The sequence below is a fragment of the Dialister sp. i34-0019-2H8 genome, assembly GCF_042846925.1.
Taxonomy (GTDB): domain Bacteria; phylum Bacillota; class Negativicutes; order Veillonellales; family Dialisteraceae; genus Dialister.
On sequence record NZ_BAABYQ010000001.1, the window covers coordinates 1953183 to 1976818 of the forward strand.

General features: G+C 53.4%; 16 protein-coding genes and 5 tRNA genes. 13 read left to right on the forward strand and 8 right to left on the reverse strand.

The features are described from left to right. Position 1 precedes the first annotated feature (1 nt). Together nifJ and ACGG9R_RS08440 are read left to right on the forward strand one after the other, a co-directional pair. On the forward strand, positions 2 to 3529 hold the full coding sequence (gene nifJ / locus ACGG9R_RS08435; protein ID WP_390155134.1) for a pyruvate:ferredoxin (flavodoxin) oxidoreductase: 3528 nt from the start codon (positions 2 to 4) through the stop codon (positions 3527 to 3529). A gap of 260 nt (positions 3530 to 3789) precedes the next feature. Next, positions 3790 to 3865 (forward strand) — tRNA-Val (locus tag ACGG9R_RS08440). On the opposite strand, the gene ACGG9R_RS08445 is transcribed toward ACGG9R_RS08440, so the two are convergent. After that, positions 3853 to 4254 carry a hypothetical protein gene (locus tag ACGG9R_RS08445; RefSeq protein ID WP_390153900.1) on the reverse strand — a complete coding sequence of 134 codons (402 nt, stop codon included), beginning with the start codon at positions 4252 to 4254 and terminating at the stop codon, positions 3853 to 3855. The two genes, ACGG9R_RS08440 and ACGG9R_RS08445, sit on opposite strands and share 13 nt — an antisense overlap. Positions 4255 to 4604: 350 nt before the next feature. On the opposite strand from ACGG9R_RS08445, the gene ACGG9R_RS08450 reads away from it, so the two are divergent. The 3 genes from ACGG9R_RS08450 (at position 4605) to ACGG9R_RS08460 (ending at position 4834) form a co-directional block, all read left to right on the forward strand. Beyond that, a tRNA-Asn gene (locus tag ACGG9R_RS08450) sits at positions 4605 to 4680 on the forward strand. A gap of 2 nt (positions 4681 to 4682) precedes the next feature. After that, positions 4683 to 4757, forward strand: a tRNA-Glu gene (locus tag ACGG9R_RS08455). A gap of 1 nt (position 4758) precedes the next feature. After that, positions 4759 to 4834, forward strand: a tRNA-Val gene (locus ACGG9R_RS08460). A gap of 60 nt (positions 4835 to 4894) precedes the next feature. On the opposite strand, the gene ACGG9R_RS08465 is transcribed toward ACGG9R_RS08460, so the two are convergent. Further along, positions 4895 to 5068 (reverse strand): hypothetical protein, encoded by a 174-nt coding sequence (locus tag ACGG9R_RS08465; RefSeq protein WP_390153903.1) that lies wholly within the window; start codon positions 5066 to 5068, stop codon positions 4895 to 4897. Positions 5069 to 5140: 72 nt separating this feature from the next. On the opposite strand from ACGG9R_RS08465, the gene ACGG9R_RS08470 reads away from it, so the two are divergent. Continuing rightward, positions 5141 to 5216: transfer RNA gene (locus tag ACGG9R_RS08470), tRNA-Ala, on the forward strand. Positions 5217 to 5316: 100 nt separating this feature from the next. Here ACGG9R_RS08470 and larA read toward each other — a convergent pair. Continuing rightward, a complete protein-coding gene (gene larA / locus ACGG9R_RS08475) occupies positions 5317 to 6564 on the reverse strand; it encodes a nickel-dependent lactate racemase (protein WP_390153906.1) in 1248 nt (415 codons plus the stop codon). A gap of 956 nt (positions 6565 to 7520) precedes the next feature. On the opposite strand from larA, the gene serC reads away from it, so the two are divergent. From serC to ACGG9R_RS08510, 7 genes are all read left to right on the forward strand, one after another. Then, positions 7521 to 8591: a 3-phosphoserine/phosphohydroxythreonine transaminase gene (serC, locus tag ACGG9R_RS08480; RefSeq protein ID WP_390153909.1), complete on the forward strand. Its 1071-nt coding sequence runs from the start codon at positions 7521 to 7523 to the stop codon at positions 8589 to 8591. Between the two features lie 261 nt (positions 8592 to 8852). Continuing rightward, complete coding sequence (serA, locus tag ACGG9R_RS08485; RefSeq protein WP_390153912.1) at positions 8853 to 10442, forward strand: phosphoglycerate dehydrogenase; 1590 nt, start codon at positions 8853 to 8855, stop codon at positions 10440 to 10442. A 321-nt stretch (positions 10443 to 10763) separates the two neighbouring features. Further along, positions 10764 to 11402 (forward strand): histidine phosphatase family protein, encoded by a 639-nt coding sequence (locus tag ACGG9R_RS08490; RefSeq protein WP_390153915.1) that lies wholly within the window; start codon positions 10764 to 10766, stop codon positions 11400 to 11402. Positions 11403 to 11908: 506 nt separating this feature from the next. Then, positions 11909 to 12556, forward strand: a complete 648-nt coding sequence (fsa, locus tag ACGG9R_RS08495; protein WP_390153918.1) for a fructose-6-phosphate aldolase — start codon at positions 11909 to 11911, stop codon at positions 12554 to 12556. A gap of 106 nt (positions 12557 to 12662) precedes the next feature. Further along, positions 12663 to 14000 carry an MATE family efflux transporter gene (locus tag ACGG9R_RS08500; RefSeq protein WP_390153920.1) on the forward strand — a complete coding sequence of 446 codons (1338 nt, stop codon included), beginning with the start codon at positions 12663 to 12665 and terminating at the stop codon, positions 13998 to 14000. 85 nt (positions 14001 to 14085) lie between these two features. Continuing rightward, positions 14086 to 14700 (forward strand): hypothetical protein, encoded by a 615-nt coding sequence (locus ACGG9R_RS08505; protein ID WP_390153923.1) that lies wholly within the window; start codon positions 14086 to 14088, stop codon positions 14698 to 14700. 421 nt (positions 14701 to 15121) lie between these two features. Further along, on the forward strand, positions 15122 to 15667 hold the full coding sequence (locus ACGG9R_RS08510) for a hypothetical protein (protein WP_390153926.1): 546 nt from the start codon (positions 15122 to 15124) through the stop codon (positions 15665 to 15667). Between the two features lie 73 nt (positions 15668 to 15740). Here ACGG9R_RS08510 and ACGG9R_RS08515 read toward each other — a convergent pair whose 3' ends face one another. From ACGG9R_RS08515 to ACGG9R_RS08535, 5 genes are all read right to left on the reverse strand, one after another. Continuing rightward, positions 15741 to 16607, reverse strand: coding sequence for a LysR family transcriptional regulator (locus tag ACGG9R_RS08515; RefSeq protein WP_022105420.1), 867 nt, complete (start codon positions 16605 to 16607; stop codon positions 15741 to 15743). Positions 16608 to 16910: 303 nt separating this feature from the next. Next, entirely contained in the window at positions 16911 to 17609 is a 699-nt protein-coding gene (locus ACGG9R_RS08520) for a M48 family metallopeptidase (RefSeq protein ID WP_390153929.1), read from the reverse strand. Between the two features lie 188 nt (positions 17610 to 17797). Continuing rightward, on the reverse strand, positions 17798 to 18742 hold the full coding sequence (ftsY, locus tag ACGG9R_RS08525) for a signal recognition particle-docking protein FtsY (protein ID WP_390153932.1): 945 nt from the start codon (positions 18740 to 18742) through the stop codon (positions 17798 to 17800). A 482-nt stretch (positions 18743 to 19224) separates the two neighbouring features. Next, the gene (gene smc, locus ACGG9R_RS08530; RefSeq protein WP_390153935.1) at positions 19225 to 22761 is read right to left on the reverse strand and encodes a chromosome segregation protein SMC; all 3537 of its coding nucleotides are present in this window, start codon (positions 22759 to 22761) and stop codon (positions 19225 to 19227) included. Between the two features lie 101 nt (positions 22762 to 22862). Continuing rightward, positions 22863 to 23435, reverse strand: a complete 573-nt coding sequence (locus ACGG9R_RS08535) for a hypothetical protein (protein ID WP_390153938.1) — start codon at positions 23433 to 23435, stop codon at positions 22863 to 22865. Positions 23436 to 23636: the final 201 nt, after the last annotated feature.

Consider the following 23636-nt stretch of genomic DNA (forward strand, 5'->3'; position numbering starts at 1 on the left):
AATGGATGGCAACACAGCTGCTGCGTATATTTCCTACGCATTCACAGAAGTAGCTGCTATTTATCCGATCACCCCTTCCTCGCCGATGGCGGAAGAAGTGGATGAATGGGCCGCTCACGGCAAGAAGAACATTTTCGGTGACACCGTACACGTCGTCGAGATGCAGGCAGAAGGCGGCGCAGCCGGCGCATTCCACGGCTCTTTGCAGAGCGGTGCGCTGACTACCACCTATACGGCATCTCAGGGCATGCTGCTCATGGTACCGAACATGTACAAAGTCGCAGGCGAATTGCTCCCGGGCGTTTTCCACATCGCAGCGAGAGCTCTTGCAAACCACGCACTCTCCATCTTCGGTGACCATCAGGACGTCATGAGCGCACGTGCGACGGGCTGCGCGATGCTCGCAGAAGCGAATGCCCAGGAGATCATGGACCTCGCAGGCGTTGCCCATCTTGCTGCCATCAAAGGCCGCGTACCTTTCATCAATTTCTTCGACGGCTTCCGCACGAGCCATGAGATCCAGAAGGTCGAGGTCCTAGACTATGAAGAGCTCGCTCCGCTCATCGACCAGAAAGCCCTTGCCGACTTCAGAGCCCGCGCTCTCAATCCGGATCATCCGGTCATCCGCGGCACCGCAGAAAACCCGGACGTTTACTTCCAGCACTGCGAAGCAGCGAACCCCTTCTACAATGCCCTCCCAGACATCGTTCAGGGCTACATGGATGAGATCTCCAAGATCACCGGCAGAAGCTACCATCTCTTCGACTATTACGGCGCAGCCGATGCTGACCGCATCATCATCGCGATCGGCTCTGTCACCGACATCTGCAAGGATGTCACCGATGCGCTCAATGCCAACGGCGAAAAAGTCGGCGTGCTGAATGTACACCTCTACCGCCCATTCTCTGTCAAGCACTTCCTTGACCAGATCCCATCGACCGTCAAGAAGATCGCCGTCCTCGACCGCACCCGTGAACCGGGCGCCATCGGCGAACCGCTCTACCTGGATGTCGTATCTGCGATCGCCTCTTCCGGCCGCGCCATCAAAGTCTGCGGCGGCCGCTACGGCTTAGGCTCGAAGGACGTCATTCCGGAAGACATCATGGCTGTCTATGAACACCTGAAGGAAGAGACCCCGCGCCACAACTTCACGCTCTCCATCAAAGACGACGTGACGAACCTCTCCCTCGCTCCGCTCCCGGTACCGGAAATCCCGTCCAAGCTCGTCTCCTGCAAATTCTGGGGCTTCGGCTCTGACGGCACCGTCGGTGCGAACAAGAGCGCCATCAAGATCATCGGCGACCACACCGACCTCTATGCGCAGGGCTACTTCGCCTATGACTCCAAGAAATCCGGCGGCGTCACCATTTCCCATCTGCGCTTTGGCCCCGATCCGATCAGAAAGCCTTACCTCATCCGCAAGGCTGACTACATCGCCTGCCACCGTCCGTCCTACATCTATAAATACGACCTTCTCCGCGGCTTCAAGCCGGGCGGCATCTTCCTTCTGAACTCCCCATGGAGAAAAGAAGATCTGGACCGCGTCCTGCCGGCAGCCATGAAACGGAAGCTCGCTGCCCTCAAGGCAAAATTCTACATCATCGATGCCTTTGAGATCGCAAAGAACATCGGTCTCGGCGGCCGCATCAATATGATCATGCAGTCTGCCTTCTTCCACCTCACCCACATCATTCCTGATGCAGATGCCGTGAAGTACCTGAAAGACTCCAACGAAAAATCCTACGGCAGAAAAGGCCAGAACGTCGTCGACATGAACAACAAAGCTGTCGACGCCGGTATGGAAGGCATCGTCGAAGTCGAAGTGCCGGCTGAATGGGAACATGCGACCACCGGCGGCTCCATCGCCAAGGTCAGCCGTCCGGACTTCGTCAAGAACGTCTGCGACGTCATGAACCGTCAGGAAGGCGACGATCTCCCGGTTTCCACCTGGAAAGGCATCGAAGACGGCACCTTCCCGTCCGGCACCTCCCAGTACGAACGTCCATCGGCAGCCATCATGATCCCGGAATGGATCCCGGAAAACTGTATCGGCTGTAACCAGTGCGGCGTCGTCTGCCCGCATGCTGCCATCCGTCCATTCCTCGTCACTGAAGACGAAGCAGCGAATGCGCCGGAAGGCTTCATCGTCAAAGACTTCAGAGGCCCGGTCAAAGGACTCAAGTACCGCATCGTTGTCGATCCGGAAGACTGCTACGGCTGCGGCATCTGCGCGAATACCTGCCCGGCTCCGAAGAAAGCCCTCGTCATGCAGCCGGCAGAGACAGAGCTTTCCAAGCAGAACCTTTGGGACTATGCAAAGAGCCTCCCGGCAAGAGACAATCCGCTCGGCAAAAAGAACCTCAGAAGCGCCATGTTCGAACCGACCTACTTCGAATTCTCCGGTGCCTGCGCAGGCTGCGGCGAGACCCCGTACATCAATATGGTCACCCGTCTCTTCGGCGACCGCATGATGATCTCCAATGCGACCGGATGCTCCTCCATCTACGGCGCAAGCGCCCCGTCCATGCCATATACCAAGAACAGCAAAGGACAGGGCCCGGCTTGGGCGAACTCCCTCTTCGAAGACAACGCGGAATATGGCCTCGGCATGCACCTCGGTGAAGCGAAGCTCAGAAGCCGCCTGACCGAAAAGCTCGAAGCCCTCCTCCCGGCAGCGGAAGGCGATGTCAAGACCGCCATGGAAGAATGGCTCGCCAAGAAAGACCTCGGCGAAGGCACGAGGGACCGCGCCGACAAGCTCGATGCGGCCCTCACCGCTGCGGTTTCTATGCATCCGGAATACAAAGAACTGCTGGATCTCAAGGATCACTTCGTCAAGAAATCCCAGTGGATCTTCGGCGGCGACGGCTGGGCATACGACATCGGCTTCGGCGGCCTCGATCAGGTCCTCGCTTCCGGCGAAGATGTGAATGTCCTCGTCCTCGATACCGAAGTCTACTCCAATACCGGCGGACAGTCCTCCAAGTCCACTCCGGCTGCTGCCATCGCCAAATTCGCAGCCTCCGGCAAGAAGACCAAGAAGAAAGACCTCGGCATGATCGCCGTCTCCTACGGCTACATCTACGTCGCACAGATCGCCCTCGGCGCTGATATGAATCAGGCCTTCAAAGCCATCAGCGAAGCAGAAGCTTATCCGGGACCGTCCCTCATCATCGCCTATGCGCCATGCATCAACCACGGCCTCAAAGCCGGCATGGGCAAATCCTCCGAAGAAGAGAAACGCGCCGTCGAATGTGGCTACTGGTGCAACTGGCGCTACAACCCAGAGCTTCTGGAACAGGGCAAGAATCCGTTCCACCTCGACAGCCGCGAACCGAAAGGCAACTTCCGCGACTACCTCATGGGCGAAGTCCGCTTCGCATCTCTGGCGAAGCTCTTCCCAGACAAAGCGGAAGAACTCTTCGAAAAGACCGAACGCGATGCCAAACAGCGCCGTGAAAACTACGTCCGCATCCAGAAATCCTATGACCAGGAGATCGCAGATCGCAAAGCTAAAGAAGAAAAATAATTCTCACGCTGCGTCATACGAAAGCGTAAACAAAGGGGCCGCTGACTCAAAGAGTCAGCGGCCCCTTTCGCGTGGGTCTTCCGGGATAAAGAGTGACTAGTGACTGGTGACTTGAATACTACTTTCGGGCATCGCCACCATCTATACTCCGCGGCATTTCTATATTTTATGCGCCGCACCACCACTCCTCATCCCCGAACTCATTTTCTTCTTGCATCTTACGCGAGACTATGGCATAATAATCTTCGTCAATGATTTATGGGCGATTAGCTCAGCTGGGAGAGCGTCTGCCTTACAAGCAGAATGTCAGCAGTTCGATCCTGTTATCGCCCACCAAAAGAAAGCATCACGTAATCCGCTCCGTGGTGCTTTTTTCTTGCTTTTTGCCTTTTTTCTCTACAGTCATTTAACCTCCTGCATCCGCGCTCACGATCATTTGCGCGTCGCTTTGCTCCTTCAAAATGTGTTCGCTGCGGAACCAGTTCGATCCTGTTATCGCCCACCATAATGAAGGCCTCATGTGATCCGCTCCATGCGGTCTTTTTTCTTGCCTTTTTCCTTTTTTCTCTGCGGTCATTTAACCTCCTGCATCCGCGCTCACGATCATTTGCGCGTCGCTTTGCTCCTTCAAAATGTGTTCGCTGCGGAACCAGTTCGATCCTGTTATCGCCCACCATAATGAAAAGTTCCACGTGCTCTGCGCCGTGGGATTTTTTTATTGCCATTTTTACTGAGAAGTGGCTAGTGGCTAGGGATTAGAGATTGGGGGGTGCAAAGTGACTAGTGACTTGTGACTGGTAGCTAGGGATTAGGGATTGGGGATTAGGAGTGACTGGTGGCTGGTGACTGGGATTTCTCCGCTCAGGATGACGAAATGCGCCGCACCTTCCCCGCCCTACCCTCAGAACCTATAGAACCTGCTGAACCTCTTTCCCAATGAAATCAAAGGGCAACTCGCCCGATGAGCTAACCCCGAACCTTGAACCCTGAACCTCATTCATCTTTTTCTAATCAAATTCCCCCTTGCAAAGCACTGCGAGATTTGATATTATAATGCACGTACTCACGTACAGATTCCTGAATAGCTCAGCCGGTAGAGCGCGTGACTGTTAATCACGATGTCGCAGGTTCGAACCCTGCTTCAGGAGCCAGTGGCCTGTTCGTCAAGCGGTTAAGACACCGCCCTTTCACGGCGGGTTCGGGGGTTCGAATCCCCCACAGGTCACCATGGGCGATTAGCTCAGCTGGGAGAGCGTCTGCCTTACAAGCAGAATGTCAGCAGTTCGATCCTGTTATCGCCCACCAAAAAGAAAGCGTCATGTGCTTCGCGCCATGATGCTTTTTTCTTGCCCTTTCCCTCCCACCTTATTTATCATTTAACCTCCTGCATCCACGCTCACGATCATTTGCGCCTCGCTTTGCTCCTTCAAAATGTGTTCGCTGCGGAACCAGTTCGATCCTGTTTTCGCCCACCATGATGAAAAGTTCCACGTGCTCCGCGCCGTGGGATTTTTTATTGTCATTTCCCTTTTCCCTCATTTGTCATTCCCCCCTGCCCTTAAAAAATCTATTGCATCTCACCCCCAAAAGGGGTATAATACGTAAACACATGGGGCATTAGCTCAGCTGGGAGAGCGCAAGGTTCGCAATCTTGAGGTCAGGGGTTCGATCCCCCTATGCTCCACCAATAAAAAAACGATCCATGGTATGACTCCATGGATCGTTTTTTATTGGTCTAAAACCCGCAGCGCCTCTCTTTTATGATGCACCGCGCTTCTATTTCTCATTCACTGAATCATCGGCAGTGTCGATCCACCGACAGGAATGACGTAAACGCTCGCCTTCGCTCCCCTCTTTTCCAACGCCTGATCGACAGCCTGCTGAAGGTCATGGAAAGGCACCATATTCGCTTTCCTGACAAGGGCATCGTCCATATCGGTCACGAGATAGATGGTGCATTTCTGCTGCACAAGGCCGAGCGCCGCCGATTTGTGACCACCGAGCTCGAAGTGCTCGTGAATGGCCGCGATGCGTTCTTCCGGTGTCGGATAGCTCTCGATCCAGCGGGTGAAGGGCGCGCTGCCGTAGCCTTCGTGGCAGGATGCGGCAACGATCATGATACCGCCCTCTTTCACAGCGTGCTTCGCGTTATCGATGGATTTCTGTGCCTGATAGAGATTGATATCCTTCGGATAGCCGCCAGTAGAAACGATGACGACGTCAGCCGGTTTCTTGATATCCACCCTGTAGAGACCATCCAGGAAACGGCAGGCGTCACGATGCGCTGCGACGGGATCTCCGGCTGCGGCATAGGCGATCTTCTTATGATCATCCAAGACTACATTCACGATGAAATCGGCAGGGCAGTACGCTGCCGTTTCTTCGATGTCCTCGCGCACAGGATTTCCATCGAGATGCCCCGCATACGCACCGGGGCGGATCATATTTTTGTGATTCGACTGGATCGAGGCAAGCGAAGCGCAGCCCGGCATGATGGCTTTCATGCCGCCGGAATAACCGGCAAAGTAGTGGTACTCGACATTGCCAAGAAGAATGCGGCGGTCGGCTTCGGCAACCGTGCGGAAGATATCGACGGAGGTCCCATTCCTGCAGGTGCCAAGATGCACGCAGTCTTTCGGATCGCTGTCGATGCATTTCACTTTGTGATACGCCCATTCACCGGCAAGACGCTCTCGTTCCTCTCCTGTCAGATGGCGATGGGAACCCAGTGCAAAGACGACGGTGATATCTTCCTCGCGGACGCCCGCAGCTTCCAGCTCTTGCAGGACACAGGGGATCAGAAGCCAAGAAGGCACGGGGCGCGTAACGTCGCTCGTGATGATAACGACCTTTTCCCCCGCCTTCACGATCTCAGAGAGGCGCGCCGAGGAAATCGGATGAGCAAGCGCCCTGCGGATTTCCTCTTCTTCGATATCTGCCTCTTCGCAAGGATGAGGGAGAAGTTCTTTCACCGGATGGCTGTCATCTACATGAAAGGAAATGTAGTCTTTGAAGTATTTGATACTGAAATCCATGGTTTGGCTCCTTATACATGAGAAATGAAGGCAGCGGCTTCGCCGCCCTATAAAAACGGGCGATGTTCCTAGGGAAACACTGATTAAATCGTTGTCAGATTTTACTCTTGAATTTTTTATGCATAGCGAGGAATAACCTGACGCGAATAGCGAGCTATTTAAGGAAGGTTATGACGAAGCTATGTATAAAAATTCTTGTAAAATCTGACTCTGCGATTGAATCAGCGTTTCCCTAGCTCTTTTCTTCCATTATAGCGTTCTAGGATGATATAGCGAATATCAAGTAGGCATGAGTAAGTATGGACATCATGCATTCATTCGATAGAAGAGCGGAGATTAGGGATTGGGGATTAGGGATTGGGGATTAGACGTCAGACTTCGAACTGCTGACTTCTGACGTCCGACATCTAAAGTCTCTTAGTCTAACGTCTCAAGCGGATATCGCCATTATTTATACTTCGCGGCGCTTCCATATTTTTATGCGCCGCACCACCATTTCTCATTTCTCATTTCTCATTTCTCATTCCATCGAGGCTTTCAAACGTAATCAAGTGGCGAGCCGCCCCGGAGGGCTCTCCAAATCCCATATTTCCCTCTTGACAACTTCCCCGCCCCGTTCTATAATCCAATCATACGAAACAAGCGATGATGAAGAAGGGTGCTTGAATCTTTTTCAGAGAGACAGCGGTCGGTGTGAGCTGCCAAAGGGACAAGGACTTTCCACTTCGGAGATAAAGATGAAGAATCTTTCGGGATCTGCCCGTTACAGGAGACTAAAGATGGCCGGAAGGCAATTTGGGTGGTATCGCGGGTGCTCTCGTCCCTTTGAGGATGGAGGGCGTTTTTTATTATCCGTATACTGACTGATGCACCGGTTAAATTGGGTGGTACCGCGAGAAAAGAGAAGCTCGTCCCATGGGACGTCTTCTCTTTTTGTGTTTTTTTAGGAGTTTTTTATGAAACGAGTCTATAACTTTAACGCCGGTCCCTCCCCCATGCCTTTGGAAGTTTTGGAGGCGATGAAAAATGACCTCACCGATTTCAAAGGAACGGGCATGGGCATCACAGAGATCAGTCATCGTTCGAAGGAATTTCAGGACATGCTGGATGAGACGAAGGCTCTTCTCCGCGAGCTGATGCACCTTGATGATGACTACGAGATCGTATTCATCCAGGGCGGCGGCACGATGCAGTTCCTGATGACGGCGTATAATTTCCTTCATACCCGCGCCGCCTATGCCGACACCGGAGTGTGGGCGCACAAAGCAAGAAATTCTGCTGCCTTTTTCGGAGAAGCCTATGATGCCAATTCCGCAGCGGACAGAAATTACTCCTACATCCCCGACACCTATGAGGTGAAGCCGGGGACGGACTACCTGTACCTTTGTGCCAACAATACGATCTACGGCACAGAGTACTGGAAATTCCCAAAGGTCAATGTACCTCTTATCTGCGACATGTCGTCAGATATTCTCTCCCGCGACATCGATTTTGGCCAGTTCGACATGATCTGGGCGGGCATCCAGAAGAACCTTGGCGCGGCAGGCGTGGCGCTCGCGATCCTGAAGAGATCTCTCCTCGCCACGGCACGGACGGATATACCGGAATTTCTTCAGTATCAGACCTTCGTCAAGAAGGACTCGACCTTCAATACACCGCCGGTCTTCTGCATCTACTCGCTGAACCGCATGCTCCACTGGATCAAAAACATGGGCGGCCTTCCTGCCATCGAAGAAAGAAACAAGGTCAAGGCCCGGCTCATCTATGATGTGATCGATACGAGCGATGGCTTCTACAAAGGTCATGCCGAAAAAGAAGCCAGAAGCCGCATGAATGTGACCTTCAATCTGGCGAATGCCGAGATGGAGGCCGACTTCGCAGCCAAGGCAAAAGCCAATGATTTCATCGGTGTCAAAGGTCATCGACTGGTCGGCGGCCTCCGCGTCTCTCTCTACAATGCCGTCACACCGGAAGCGGCAGAGGCTCTAGCTGACTTTATGAAAGAATATCTGAGAGTGAATGGATAAAAGTGACTAGGGATTAGGGATTAGGGATTGGGAGTGACTGGTGACGAGTGACTGGAATACTATTTTCGGGCATCGCCCTATTTATACTCCGCGGCGCATTTCGTCATCCTGAGCGGAGTGAAATGTCGGATGTTCGATAATGTAAAGGCGGAACAGTGAGAACTGAGTCGAAGGATCTGGCGCCGCACCGCCATCCCTCATTCCTAATTTTCCTGAACACCAAGCATCATACCGCTGCATTTAATATAAGGAGCAAAAACTATGTTTAGAATTTTCATCACAGCAGACGTTGCCAAAGAAGCGAAAGAAATCCTGGAAAAAGAATTTATCGTCGACATTCAGCCGAATATGAAGGAAGAAGAGCTGTGTCAGGTGATCGGAGACTATGATGCCATCATCACAAGAAGCCAGACGAAGGTCACCAAGGCCGTCATCGATGCCGCCAAGAATCTGAAGGTCATCGGCCGCGCCGGTGTCGGCATCGACGGCATCGATATCGCCGAAGCCACCAAGAAGGGCATCACCGTCGTGAATACGCCGGAATCGAATACGATCGCAGCCTGCGAGCACACCATCGCCCTCATGCTCTCGATGACCCGTCATATCCCACAGGCGCACCAGTCCATCATGGAAGGCCGCTGGGACAGAAAGAGCTTCACCGGCATCCAGCTCCTGAATAAGACTGTCGGCATCATCGGTGTCGGCCGCGTCGGCTCAAATGTGGCCAAACGCCTGCAGGCATTCAATATGAAAACCATCGGCTACGATCCCTACATCACCTTAGAGCGCGGCAAACAGCTCGGCGTCGAGCTTGTCGATCTGGACACCCTCCTCAAAGAGTCCGACTACATCACCCTACATACCCCGCTCACGGATGAGACGCGCGGCATGATCGGAGAAAAAGAACTCGCTAAAATGAAAGATGGTGTCCGCCTTGTCAATGCGTCCCGCGGCGCTGTCGTCGATATCAAAGCACTCGCCGATGCACTGAAATCCGGCAAAGTGGCCGGAGCCGGCATCGATGTATGGCCGAATGAACCGCTGAAGCCGGAAGACAATCCATTCCTTGGCATGACGAATGTCGCACTCACCCCGCACCTCGGTGCGTCCACGAAGGAAGCGCAGGCCGGCGTCGCCACTGACGTCGCCATCGGCGTCGCGCAAGCGCTCCACGGTGAACCGGTCGCTACCGCAGTCAATGCGTCCCCGATCACGAAAGCTACCCTGCATGTCATCCAGCCGTACTTCAACCTCTGCGAACGCATGGGCAACATCGCCATCGATCTCGCAGGCGGCCGCATTTCCACCGTCAATATCGAATACACCGGTGAACTCACAGATACCGAGACCGCACCGCTCACCACGGCTGTCCTGAAGGGTCTCCTCTCACCGGTCCTCCAGCAGACCGTCAACTTCGTCAACGCCCGCGGCATCGCAGAGGAACGCCACATCGATGTCCGTGAAGTGAAAGCGAAAAAAGGTCACTACTATACGAATACCATTTCCCTCACCATCGACACCGACAAGGGTACACACCGCATCACAGGCTCCCTCTTTGACCGCAAGGATGCCAAGATCGTCTCCCTCGACCATTTCCGCGTAGACTTCGAACCGAAGGGCTGCATCATCATCGCTCCGCATGAAGACAAGCCGGGCATGATCGGTCAGGTCGCTTCCGTCCTTGGCAGTGCAGGCATCAATATCAACGGCATGCAGGTCGGCGCTTCCGCAGACAAGGGCACGAATGTGATGGCCGTCGCCGTCGATAAAGATATCCCGACTGCGGTCCTCCCTGCCCTCATGAACATCGATGGCATTCACGATGTGAAGGTCATTCATTGCGAACATTGATGGTTCCAAGTTCAGATGGATGGGTTCAAGGTGGAAAGCGGGGATAAGTGACTAGTGACTAGTGACTAGTGACTAGTGACTAGTGACTAGTGACTAGTGACTAGTGACTAGTGACTAGTGACTGGTGACTGGTGACTGGTGACTGGTGACTGGTGACTAGTGACTAGTGACTAGTGACTGGTGACTGGTGACTGGTGACTGGTGACTGAAATGCCACCTTCGGGCATCGCCCCATATATATTCGCGGCGAAGCCGCCACCACACCTCTGAACCTTGAACCCTGAACCTTGAACCTTGAACCCCCAAAAAGGAGACTCTCTCATGATCCGTATCATTCTTCTTCGCCACGGAGAGACTACGTGGAATATCGAAGGCCGCTACCAGGGACAGGAAGACACGCCGCTTTCCCCCCGCGGCATAGAGCAGGGAAAAGCGGCTGCGCTCGCCCTCAAGGACATCCATATCGACCGCGCGATCTCCTCGCCCCTGTCCCGCTCTCACGACACCTGCCGCTTCGCTGCGGACTACCATCATCTTCCCGTCGCCAAAGACCCGCGCCTCACGGAGATCAGCCACGGCCTGTGGGAAGGCATCCACGCTGAAGAGATCGAAGCGCGCTATCCGGAAGAATTTCACCTCTGGCACACCCACCCTGAACGCGTGCAGATGCCCGAGGGGGAAAATCTCGAAGACGTCAGAAAACGCGCCCGTGAAGCCTTCGATGAATATGCCAGAAGCTATGATGGTGAGACTGTCCTCGTCTGCGCACACGACGCCGTGAACAAAGCGATCCTCTGTGACCTGCTGGGGCTTCCTATGAGCCATTTCTGGCAGATCAAACAGGACAATGCCTGCATCAACGTCATCGAGTGTGACCACGGCATCTGGCGTCTCGTCACCTTGAATACCACGACCCATCTGGGCTACCTCGTCAGCGGCATCGAGCAGAAGGGGCTGTAGTGATGGTTCCGGTCGTCGGGTTCAGGGGATTCCAGGGAAAAGACGAGGAGATATCAGACTCCCGTATCGTCATTTCGAGCGAAGCGAGAAATCTTCCTTGCAGACCGATAAACGATGCACTTGAGACGCATTTCCCCACTCTCTTTCATGCCGCCAGTGCCCTATCCGCCCCTTCTGGGCACCTTCCCCTCGAGGGGAAGGCTGACGATACGAGGGAACCTGCTATCAAGAGCCCTTCGGGCATCGCCAGTATTTATACTTCGCGGCGCTTCCATATTTTATGCGCCGCACCACCATTTCTCATTTCTAATTTCTCATTTCTCATTCGAGCAAAGCTTTCATCCGCCATCCATGGGCGAGGCGCCCACGAGCTAACCCCGCCCCCTCAAACCGCAGCCTTCGCTGCGGTTTTTCTTGACTTTCTCCCGAAATAGTGTAATATGTAGGAAGCATTAAAAAGTGTATACTTATTAGCGAGGCACAAGCGCTCGCAGAAGGAGAATCACATGGAATTTTTTATCGATACCGCTGATGTGGAAGCCATCCGCAAAGCCAATGATATGGGATTTATTTCCGGCGTCACCACGAATCCGTCTCTGATCGCCAAGGAAGGCAAAGACTTCCACGCCACCATCAAAGAGATCGCCTCCATCGTGGATGGCCCGATCTCCGCAGAAGTCCTCGCCGATGATGCGGAAGGCATGATCGCAGAAGGCAAAGTCCTCGCTGCCCTTGACCCGCATGTCGTCGTCAAGATCCCGATGACCGCAGAAGGCATGAAAGCGGTGAAGGGTCTCGCAAAGGCCGGTATCCGCACCAATGTCACCCTGATCTTCTCTGCCAACCAGGCCCTGCTCGCTGCGCGCGCCGGTGCTTCCTTCGTTTCCCCCTTCGTCGGCCGCATTGATGACATCGGATGGGACGGCGTCGAACTGATCCAGACCATCTCCGAGATCTTCGAGCTTCACGGCATCGAGACGAAGATCATCGCTGCCTCCATCAGAAAACCGCAGCACATCACCCAGTGCGCTCTCGCCGGTGCTGACATCGCGACCGTCCCCTTTCAGGTCCTCATGGATGCGTTGAAGCACCCGCTGACCGACAACGGCATTGCCCGCTTCAAGGCTGACTGGGCTGCCGCTCACATGAAATAATTGAGGATTTCGGTTATAATAAAAGGAGTTGCCAAGAGGCAGCTCCTTTTTCGTAGTCTTTTTTACTGGTCTGAACCAGCAAGGATTTTTCAAATATACGATCCCTATGTCTATCAATCTTTCTCATCTCAAAAAGCTGATCGCGACAATGATCCCGATCCTGATCGCCCAAGTCTCCACCGTCGGCATGAACTTCATGGACTCGACCATGTCCGGTCACGTCAGTGCAAATGATCTGGCCGGCGTCTCCATCGGCGCCAGTCTCTTCCTTCCCATCCAGACGACCGCGATGGGCCTTCTCACCGCGGCGACACCGATGGCCGCACAGCTCATGGGGAAGAAAGAAAAGGAGAGCATCCCGATGATCATCCGCACGGGACTCTACCTCGCACTCCTGCTTTCTTTCCTTTTCGCCCTTCTCTACTACCTCCTCATCGATACAGTCCTCGAAGGGCTTTCCCTTGCCCCCGCAGTTTCCTCCATCGCCAAGGACTACATGCTCGCACTTGTGGGCGCATTCCTTTTTGAAATGCTCGCGATGCCGCTGCGCTCACTGACCGACACGGTGGGAGCGACGACGATCTCCATGCGTCTCTTCCTCCTCGCCCTCCCGGTGAACGGCCTTCTGAACTACGCCTTCATCTTCGGGAAATGGGGAGCTCCCGCCCTGGGCGGTGTCGGAGCCGGCATTGCGACTCTTCTGACCTACGTCTTTCTTGTCCTGCTCTTTCTTGCTGTCATCCTGTCTCAGAAGCCATTCATGGGCCGCGCGCTCTTTTCCTCACCGGAAAGCCGCCTCTTCGTCTGGAAAGAGTACATGGCACTCGGCATCCCGAATGCGCTTGGTGTCTTCATGGAAACGAGCCTCTTCGGCTTCATCATCGTATTCATCACGAAATTCGGCACAGAAACCATCGCGGCGCATCAGGCAGCGCTCAATTTCTCCGGTATCATCTACATGATCCCCATGAGCTGCTCCATGGCGATGACCATCCTCGTCGGCTACGAGGTCGGAGCGCGCCGCTATGACCTTGCCCGCGAATACTCCCGGCTGGGGCTCCTCACCACACTCACCGGCGCAGCCATCACCATCACCGCGACGCTCCTTTTTCGCAAGGAGATCATTTCCCTCTACAGCACGGATCCTGCCGTCATTGCGCTTGGCAGCCTCTTTCTTGTCTACTGCGCCGGATGGCAGCTCTTCGATGACATCGCGGCTCCCATTCAGGGGATCCTGCGCGGCTATAAGGACGCGAAAGTTCCCTTCTTCCTCATGCTCATCGCCTACTGGTTCGTTTGCTTCCCCTCCGGTCTTTTCTTCGACTACGTCCTCTCCCACGGTCCCGAGTCCTACTGGCAGTGCATCGACCTTGGCGTCGGCACCTCGGCCCTGCTCCTCATGGGACGGCTGTGGTGGATAGAGAGGAAAGTGACTAGGGATTAGGGATTAGGACTCTGCGCTTGAATCAGTGTTTCCCTAGTCCTGTCTCCTCCTTTGGTGCTACAATAGTATCAAAGGAGGTCTTTTTATGAAACGAATTTCTCTTTTACTCATGTCCCTCATCTTCTGCCTCAGCGTCCTTGTTCCCGCGAAGGCGGCCGATCCGGCTGTGAATCGAAGTCTGGGATACTTCGAGAATACGCGCACCGTGCTCCTGCTACGGGCGCGATACAGAAGCGGTGAGGAAGCCGCTGCCTACGTGAACCGCGAAATGGAAAGGATCTTCCGCTATCCGTATTACCGCACCCTGGATCCGAGCGCGTACGAGGCTGACCTCTACTCGACCTCCCAGATGAAGGAGCTCGCTGAAAAAGCAAATGCAGACATCGTCGTCATGCCTGTCATCACGGAGTGGCGGCAGGTTGTCTATCACCGCTCCTTATTCTGCGACGCTGATGACATCGTAGAGACACGCGCCGTCTTCGATATCTATTCCTATAAGAAAGGGGAGCCGTCCGTCCGCGATGACCGCGCGACCTACTGGAACAGCGAAGAGGAGGGCACCGTCAGGAATCGCTATATCTTCGATGACCTCATGCAGGATATCCTGAAGACCTTCCCCTACCGCCGCGTACCGACGGATATTGCAAGAAATCTCACCGGTGATCCCGATCGGACCCCACTCGCAAAGATGGGAAAATAGATCGCACTCCGATGGAGCCAAGATGAACCCAGGGGACGCTAAGCCTGCGACCCAGCAAAAACAGGAGCCTCGAAAAAGCGCTCCTCGTATTTATATAAAATTTGCTAAATACTCAAAATTTGCCAATCATTCCAATTTCTGATATAAAAACTGGAATGATTGGTTTAAACAAAAAATCATACACTTTAGTAAATGGAAGTCGGAAACTCTTGAATTTATGAGAGTTTCCGACTTCAAATGCTGAAACTTTTGAACTTATGAGAAAGTTTTGGTACAATAGAATCAAAAATGCAGGAGGTGCCTGATGACTAAATTGATAAATCGCCCTCAATATCTGAACCAGTTAATACAGAGCAAGGATGGTTTCTGGAAAAATTTCCCTACCGAGTAAAATTTTACACTAAGAAAGGAGTGATTAAGTATGAAAAAAGAAATAGCAATAGCCATGTTGGCATGCCTGCTTTCATTGAGTTCTTCTGCAGGAGCCATAGATACGACTGCTAACCATACCGGTACAGTGAAGTTGTCAGAATTTTCAGATAGCAAAAACACTGTACCTAAAAACGAAAATGATTTTGGGTTTATGGACTTCTATTATGGTGAACCAATAGAAGAGATTCAGGAAAAATACACTATAGAACACTTATGGGATGAAGAATGGGAGTTACGTAATCTGGCGCCGCGGGGCTGCCTGGGACTCACAAAGCCTGCCTATATCACATTACGATTTAAAGATAAAAAATTAAGAAGTATGGATGTGTATGTATCAGGCGATAAACGAAATATTTCCCAATTCCTGATTAAAGAATATGGAACACCGGTCATTCATAATAAAGTTCCCGGTAAAATGGAGAATTACGCATGGAAGCGAAATCAAATTGCCATAATATATCAGCATGATGATAATGATGAAGCCGTACTCCTGAATTTTATGCCTGCCAATTTAGTAACGGTTTCCTATAGATAAAGACATGTATTATTTACACATAAAAAAGGGGCTGTGAAGAAATGAGGATTCATTTCTTCACAGCCCCTTTTTTTTATACTTCAAAATATTTTTTCATATAATCCACGAAGATCTTGACAGGCGTAGACTGGAGCATGGCCTGCTTGAAGATGAGGTGGCTCGGGCGCAGGATTGGGCGCTTCTGGCGGTCGTAGATCATTTCGCGATTGACATTCGGCGTACACTTCGGGAGAAGGTCTGCCGGGATGAGCGACTGTCCAAGGCCATGATTCACGATCTCTACACAGGTGAGACAGTCAGAAACGGTCAGAAGGAAATGCGGAGATTCGGAGAAATTCTGACGCCACCAACGGCTTCTCAGCTCATCCAGCGACGGGTCACTGCGATAGCGGATGGACGGCTGGTTCGGCAGGGTATCGTAGTCGATCTTCTGTGCAGAGATGAGATAGAGCGGTGCATCCTCGAGAAGAATGTCCGCATCCGGCCATTCCTGATTGCCGCGAACGATGGCCAGATGGATATCCTCCTTCTTGACCAGCTTCGTCAGGCGGTCGCTCGTATCCGTCGTGAGCGAGATCTCGATGTCATTGTACTCATCGACGAAGCCCTTCAGAATGGCCGGCATGTGCGACTGCGCGAAGGACTGGCTCGCACCGATGCGCAGCACGCCGGAAATGGTATTCGGCTCATGTGTCACGAAGTTCTTCATATCCTGATACTGCTGCAGCTCTTTTTCGGCAAAGGAGAAGAGGCGATTTCCCGCATCGGTGAAATGGACGCCCTTATTGGTGCGAATGAAAAGCGGACAGCCGATCTCTTTTTCCATCTGGCTCAAGCGATACGTCAAAGACGGCTGGGTCATAAACAGCCGCTTGGCAACCTTATTGATGCTGCGTTCTTCTCGAAGATAGATTAGAATCTTCCAATCCGTGTTATTCATGGCACTACCCCTTGCGCGGCACGCGCGCCTACTTGATATAAAATAATTTTATTACAGTATATCACGTTGGACGTGTGATTGCTATAGGGGAATGGGATCGGAAGAGAGGTAAACAGTTCGAGGTGAGCCCGTGGGGCGTGGCTTCTTTTGATTCCAGATGAAATCTCTGCTTCGAGTGAGAAGTAAGAAGTGCTGATGCTGCGAATAAAAATCAGAAGCGCTGCGGAGGTTTGAAGCAAGCGGTTTTCTCGTATCGCAAACCTAATCCCTAGCTACTAATCCCTAGTCACTAGCTACCAGTTCCTATACCAATTCCCTCGGCAGGCTAGAAAGCAGTCTGTCCCTTTCTTTATAGTCCGGCAGATAGGTCTCCATCCGTGCATAGAAGTCAGCGCCGTGACCGGCCACGAAGAGGTGGCAGAGCTCATGGACGACGACAGCCTCGATACATTCCTTCGGCTTTGTGACAAGGTCGAGGGCAAAGGAGAAGCGCCCCGTCACTCTCCGGCAGGAGCCCCAGCGGCTTTTCATGACGCGGATGGTGACGCCGGTGATCCGACTCTCCGGGATCGCCATGCGCTTTGTCCATATTTCAAACTGCTTTGTGATCTCCCAAAGAAGGATGCGCTTCATGCCTGCCTTGAATACCTTCTCGCGCTCACTCTGTTTTGTACGGAGGACCAGCTGCAGCTCTCCGCCGGAAGAGATGCCTGCCTCGTCGCGCGGGCCGAGTAAGACCTGCAAGGGATACGCCCTTCCAAAGACATGGTGGATCTCTCCTGTGACATATTGAAATGTGATTTTCTCCGGCACCAGCGCCATGTACTTCGTAAGCCATGCGGTCTTTCCCGCGACGAAGTCACGGATCTCCCGCTCCGAGACCCTCCGCGGCGCCGTCACCTCGACAGATCCTCCCTCCCGCACGCGAAGATAGATGCGGCGGATGGGTTTTCGGATCACCCGCACCTCATAGCCCGTCGCAGGATCGATGAATGTTGTCATGATAGCCTCGTCTCTATAGATCAGAAAAAAACTCATAGGTTCAACAGGGGTGATGGGTGGAACAGGCGCAACGGGGATGGAGCGACACGTAAGGAAACGCCGCGAAATTTTCGTTGAACCTGTCACGCCTTCAAAGCCTGATGAACCTATGAGGTCAGATGAAATCCATGAGAAGACCTTTTGCGTTTTTACACTTTCGTGCTTTCTCCCAGAATGTGATCCTCTGTCTCGAAGAGAGCCTTGGCGAAATCATCCGGATGGAAACGGTCAAGATCGTCCTCGCGTTCACCGAGACCGATCCACTTGATCGGCACATGCAGCTCTTCATGGACAGAGAGAACCACGCCGCCTTTGGCCGTGCCATCAAGCTTGGTCAGGACGACCCCTGTCAGCGGCACGATCTCTCCGAAATTCTTCGCCTGGCTGATGGCATTCTGCCCCGTGGTCGCATCCAGGACGAGAAGCGTCTGATGCGGCGCATCAGGGATGACCTTCTTGATGACGCGGGAGATCTTGGCAAGCTCTTCCATCAGATTCACCTTCGTCTGCAAACGGCCGGCGGTATCGATAAGGACGACATCGACGCCGCGCGCCTTGGCTGCTGAAACAGCATCGAAGGCCACCGCCGCCGGATCCGCGCCTTCCGCATGCTTCACGATGTCTGCGCCGGTGCGCTCCGCCCAGATGGTAAGCTGCTCAGAAGCCGCCGCGCGGAAGGTATCTGCAGCCGCGAGAAGGACCTTCTTGCCTTCCTTGTGAAGCTTGCCGGAGAGCTTGCCGATGGTCGTGGTCTTGCCCACGCCATTCACGCCGACGACGAGGATGACTTCCGGATGGTGCGTATTCTCCTGATCGATGGTATCATCCTTCAAAAGCTCCTTCACGGTCTTTTCCATGAAGGGCATGACTTCATTCGTATTGTGGATCGTGCCTTCGGTGACACCGCGGCGGATCTGTCGCATCAGGTAGTCCGTGGTGCGCACGCCGATGTCTCCGGAGAGCAGGACCATTTCCAGATCTTCCAGGAAATCATCGTCGATCTCCGCATAACCGATGACGACGCTCTCGATATTGCGGATGAGGCTCTCTTTCGTGCGGGTGAGTCCCCGTTTGATCTTATCAAAAAATCCCATGTCTCTTTCCTCCTAAAGAATGTATATGTTTATTGTATATAAATAGGCGTGAAGTGTCTACAGGAAAAGATGTAAGGTTGTCGGGTTCAGGGTTAGCCCTTGGGGCGGGGCGTCCATGGATTGAGGATGAAAGCTCCTCTCGCCAGTTAGGAGCGAGGAGTGAGGAGTGAGGAGTGTTGGTGCGGCGCATTTCGTCATCCTGAGCGGAGAAAAACGTCGTATGTTAAAAAATGGCTTATCTAAAGCGGGAGAACTGAGTCGAAGGATCTAAGCACCGCGGAGTATAAATCATGGCGATGCCCGAAGGTCGGCGGATAGCAGGTTTCCCGTTTGGAAATTCCAAACATCGACCGCTGAGCCGCGAATGACAAAGATTTCTCGCTTCGCTCGAAATGACGATACGAAAGTCTCCCAGTCTCCTAGTCACCAGTCACTTGAGACTCCTAATCCCTAGCTACTAATTCCTAGTCACTAGCTGCTAGTCACTCCACATAATCTTTCATCTTCACAGTAATGAGGCTCGAGACGCCCTTTTCTGCCATGGTGACGCCCTGTAGGGTGTCCGCAAATTCCATCGTCTTCTTTCTGTGCGAGATGACGATGAACTGTGTTTTCTTTTTATACTCGCCGATCATGCGGCTGTAGCGTTCGACATTCGCATCGTCCAAGGCTGCATCGATCTCATCGACGAAGCAGAAGGGCGCGGGGCGATACGCCATGAAAGAGATCAGCAGAGCGATGACCGTCAGGGCTCTTTCGCCGCCGGACATGAGAGAAAGCGGCTGACGCTTCTTGCCGGGAAGCTGCAGGTACATCTCGACACCGCCCTCCAAAGGATGCGCCTCATCGGTGAGTTCGAGACGCGCCTTGCCGCCGCGGAACATGAGCTGCATGATGCGGCCAAATTCTTCATTGATCTTGCGGAAGGCCTCGGTGAACCGGCTCTCCATCGTCCTGTCGATATCGCTGATGATGGTCTCAAGCCCCTTCCTCGCTTCTGCGAGATCGGCCACCTGCCCCTCATAGAATTTTCTTCGTGCGAGCTGACGGGCGTACTCCTCCTCGCCCTCCGGATTCACACTGCCCAGCTCAGCCATGCGGCGGGCAAGGTCCTTTCCCTGCCGCTCCATATCCTCCATAGAGCCGGAAAGTCGGAGCGCTTCCGCCTGCTGACGGGTCATGTGCCACGCCTCGAACTGGCGCAGCACGTCCTCCTCCTCGGCTTTGAACTGCGCGATCCTCACGGCAAGCTCTGCTCTGTCTCGCTCAATCTTCGCTGAAGCGTCCTGCGCTTTCTTCCACGCCTCATCTGCCTCGCGCTGACGGATGGCAAATCCATCCGCATCGTCAGACAGGCTTTCCTGGTGGGTGCGGGTCTTCTGCCAGTGCGCCTCTGCATCTCTGAAAGCAGCCTTCAAAGAAATAAGCTCTTTCTCAAGTGTCTGCCGTTCTGCTTCATTGTCACGCTCAGCTTTTTCAAGAGCGGCTCTGCCTGCCGCCAGCTCTTTTTCTGCGCGGCTGCGTTCCTCGAGCATGCGTTTCCCGAAGCTCACGCTCTCTTCCGCCTTGGTCAGGGCGACGTGGGATGCGAGAAGGGCTTCCTGCTTCTCCTCCAATGCCTTCCTCAGACGCTTGCTCTCTTCATTGCCTGCCGCTGCCGGAAGATCAGGAAAGGCAGACAGTGCCTCCACCAAGCCTTCCGCCTGCGACCTTGTCTCCGAGAGCCGGCCCCGCTCCTCTCCGAGCTGCTTCTTGGCCAGAGAAAGGCGGCTCCGTCTTTCGGTCATCGATCGCTCCGCCCCTTCACGGCGCGCCGAGAGGGTGGCCAACTCGACCTTGAGCGCCTGCCATTCTTCCCGTTCACGGCTGACCTCTTCTGCGAGCGCATCACAGTGGGCCTCCTGCTCCTTCCTCCGCGTACGGCAGAGCGAGAGAGCCTTCTCGCCCTCTGTTTCACGCGCATAGAGATCTGCGATCTCTTTTCTGCGGCCGAAATACGTATTCTCCTTTTTCTTCATCGAGCCGCCCGTCATGGAGCCGCCTGCATTGACAAGCTGCCCGTCCCGCGTCACGATGCGCAGACGGTAGCCATACTTTTTGGCGACCCGCCGCGCCGCGTCCAGGTCTTCTGCGATGAGAGTGCGCCCGAGAAGCGTATCGAGGAGATCCTGATACATCGGCTGGCAGGAGAAAAGGTGAGAGGCGATACCGCAGATCCCAGGCTCCTTCGACGCCATCACTTCCGTCCCGTTGTTGTAGCGCGGATGCATGGACTCCAAGGGATAGAAGGTCGTGCGGCCTAAATGCTTCTCCGAAAGCCAGCGGATGATCTCTCCCGCTGCCTTCGTCGTATCCGTCACGATATAGGAGATCTGTCCGCCGAGCGCTGCTTCCGCGGCCTCCGTATATTTGTCCGGCACACGGATGAGCTCTCCGAGCGCCCCATGGATGGCCTCACCGAAACGGTCTGCCTGCTCCATGATGGTCTTCGTCACACGGGAAAAGCTCGCGTATTCCTTTTCCGCCCGTTCCAGATACGCCTTCTGCGAACGGATCGACGAAAGCAGCGACTCCTGCTTCCGTTCTTCACCGCCCAGACGAAAACGCAGCTCCTCCGCCTCTCGCAGCGCTACGCTATGCTGCTTGCCCTTCTCCGAAAGAGCGGTGAGGCGCTCCGTCTTCTCCTTCTCTTCACGAAGAAGCTCGGACAGCTCGCGCGAGGCTGCTTCTTCCTCCTCGGCGAGGGATGCCTCCTCCTTCTCATGATGATCGATCTCCGCCAGTAGACGCTCGATGTCTTCTCTTGCATGTACAAGCTGCTGGCTCACCTTCTCCTTTTCCTTCTCCTTTTCCTGCGAAAGAGCCAGCGCCCTCACATAGGCGGTCTCCGCCTCTGCCAGCGCTCTTGAGAGAGACTCCTTCTCCTCTGCTTTCGCGGAAACAGCTTCCTTTGCCGCCTGCAGGGACGCCTCCGCACACGAGAGCTCCTCCTTCGCGCTTGCGATCTCTTCTGCGATCTCCTTTTCTGCTTCTGTCTGATCCTCTGCGGATACGGTGAGCTCCTCCCATTTCTCCTTCGCATGGGAGAGCGCCTCTTCCTTCACGCGGTAATCGCCGCGCAGCCGCTCCATCTCCCGCTGGGCATCCGCCATCGCGTCCCCCGCTTCGCGCAGCTTCTCCTGATGCGCGAGACGGTCCTTTTCCAGCGTTTCCTTAGCCAGGCTCGCCTGCGAGAGCTTCGTCTGCCACAGAGAGCCTTCATCCTGGAGCTTCAGCGCTTCATTTTCATAGCGCGCCGTCATACGTCCGGAGGATGTCAGCTTCAGGAGCCCCATCGTCGCATCGATCGCCCGCTTCTCCTGCGTAAGGCTCTTGTACTGTCTTGCTCTCTCTGCCCCTTCCTTCAAAGGCACGAGCTGCTCATCGAGAAGCGCCATCATATCCTTCACGCGCTCCATATTCTCCGCCGTCTTCTCGAGTTTTCGGAGTCCTTCCGTCTTCCGCATGCGGTACAGGCTGATCCCTGCCACATCCTCGAAGATCACGCGCCGTTCATCCGCATGTGCCGTCAGCACCTGATCCACCCGGTTCTGTCCGATGATCGCCATCGAACCCTTACCGAGCCCCGTCGGTGCCAGAAGCTCCTGAATATCCTTCAGGCGGCAGCTTCGCTTATTCAGGTAGAAATCACTATCCCCATTTCTAAGGAGCCTTCGCGTGATCGCGACCTCTACGGTATCGAGCGGCAGCTCGCCTCCGCTGTTATCAAGGACGAGCGTGACCTCCGCCCCATTCTTTTCCCGGCGCGTCTCTGAGCCGGAAAAGATCATATCCTCTGCCTTCTGCCCACGGATCTGGCGCACATTCTGCTCCCCCAGCACCCAGCGGACCGCATCGGAAATATTGCTCTTCCCGCATCCATTCGGCCCCACGATGACCGTCATGCCGTCAGAAAAATCGATCGTAGTCTTATCTGCGAAGGACTTGAAGCCCTGCAGTGTCAATCGGAGTAGTTTCATGAGTTCTCCTTCTTTGCATAATATCGTCCTTATTAGCAGACATACGGTATTTACTGTATCTTTTAGGGATAATACTACTATCAGGCTACTACCTCTTCTAATCAAAATCTAATCTTGTAACTTGCTTGAAATCCATCAACTTTGTTGTCTTTGACATTCAGTTGAAAAGACACACCTTTATTGTACCCAAAATTCCTTTGTACTTCAATTGGAACGTACCATTCATTAGACACCCTTCCTATCCCAGTCCCCACTTCCCACTTGTGCTTCTTTTCGTAGTCTTTGAAGAGGGGTGTGAGGTCTAGCGTTTGATCGACACGCGCAGTGGTGGAAGTAGTAGAGGATGAAGGAGAAGAAGGTGTGTCTTTTAATGTCTCTTTAATGTACTTATCTTTGACTGGTATCTGAATATCAGTACCATTGATGACTGCATGATAGTGGTTATTCAGAATCAAATCTGGATCAGACATATTGGTTTTACTTGATGCTGTTATTTCAGTAGTCAAAGAGGGTGAAGTATAGGAATCTGTAGTTGTAGTTGTTTTTGTTGTTCCTTCTTTATACCCTTTATCATATCCATAATGGTAAATCATTGTTGTTGTTCCAATAAAGAAAATCATCAGAATAAGAACAATGAGTATATTTCTTTTGTTTATACCATTAAAATCAATCACTTTAGAATCACCTATTTTCATTCTCAATACTGTAATAAAGGATTAAGACCTTCGGTATGTCACATTGAAAGTTCTAATAGTTTACACACATAGTGATTCACATGCTATACCTAGTGTAGGAAACATATATCTCTTATTTCATAGAGTTCCAAGTTACAGAAACAAGAGATACATGTATATAATATAGATTCCCTCAGTCTC

Coding starts and splice junctions, on each gene's coding strand:
- nifJ (WP_390155134.1), top strand. CDS start 2: ATGGATGGCAACACAGCTGCTGCGTATATTTCCTACGCATTCACAGAA.
- ACGG9R_RS08445 (WP_390153900.1), bottom strand. CDS start 4,254: ATGGCAATAAAAAAATCCCACGGCGCAGAGCACGTGGAACTTTTCATT.
- ACGG9R_RS08465 (WP_390153903.1), bottom strand. CDS start 5,068: ATGAGGGAAAAGGGAAATGACAATAAAAAATCCCACGGCGCGGAGCAC.
- larA (WP_390153906.1), bottom strand. CDS start 6,564: ATGGATTTCAGTATCAAATACTTCAAAGACTACATTTCCTTTCATGTA.
- serC (WP_390153909.1), top strand. CDS start 7,521: ATGAAACGAGTCTATAACTTTAACGCCGGTCCCTCCCCCATGCCTTTG.
- serA (WP_390153912.1), top strand. CDS start 8,853: ATGTTTAGAATTTTCATCACAGCAGACGTTGCCAAAGAAGCGAAAGAA.
- ACGG9R_RS08490 (WP_390153915.1), top strand. CDS start 10,764: ATGATCCGTATCATTCTTCTTCGCCACGGAGAGACTACGTGGAATATC.
- fsa (WP_390153918.1), top strand. CDS start 11,909: ATGGAATTTTTTATCGATACCGCTGATGTGGAAGCCATCCGCAAAGCC.
- ACGG9R_RS08500 (WP_390153920.1), top strand. CDS start 12,663: ATGTCTATCAATCTTTCTCATCTCAAAAAGCTGATCGCGACAATGATC.
- ACGG9R_RS08505 (WP_390153923.1), top strand. CDS start 14,086: ATGAAACGAATTTCTCTTTTACTCATGTCCCTCATCTTCTGCCTCAGC.
- ACGG9R_RS08510 (WP_390153926.1), top strand. CDS start 15,122: ATGAAAAAAGAAATAGCAATAGCCATGTTGGCATGCCTGCTTTCATTG.
- ACGG9R_RS08515 (WP_022105420.1), bottom strand. CDS start 16,607: ATGAATAACACGGATTGGAAGATTCTAATCTATCTTCGAGAAGAACGC.
- ACGG9R_RS08520 (WP_390153929.1), bottom strand. CDS start 17,609: ATGACAACATTCATCGATCCTGCGACGGGCTATGAGGTGCGGGTGATC.
- ftsY (WP_390153932.1), bottom strand. CDS start 18,742: ATGGGATTTTTTGATAAGATCAAACGGGGACTCACCCGCACGAAAGAG.
- smc (WP_390153935.1), bottom strand. CDS start 22,761: ATGAAACTACTCCGATTGACACTGCAGGGCTTCAAGTCCTTCGCAGAT.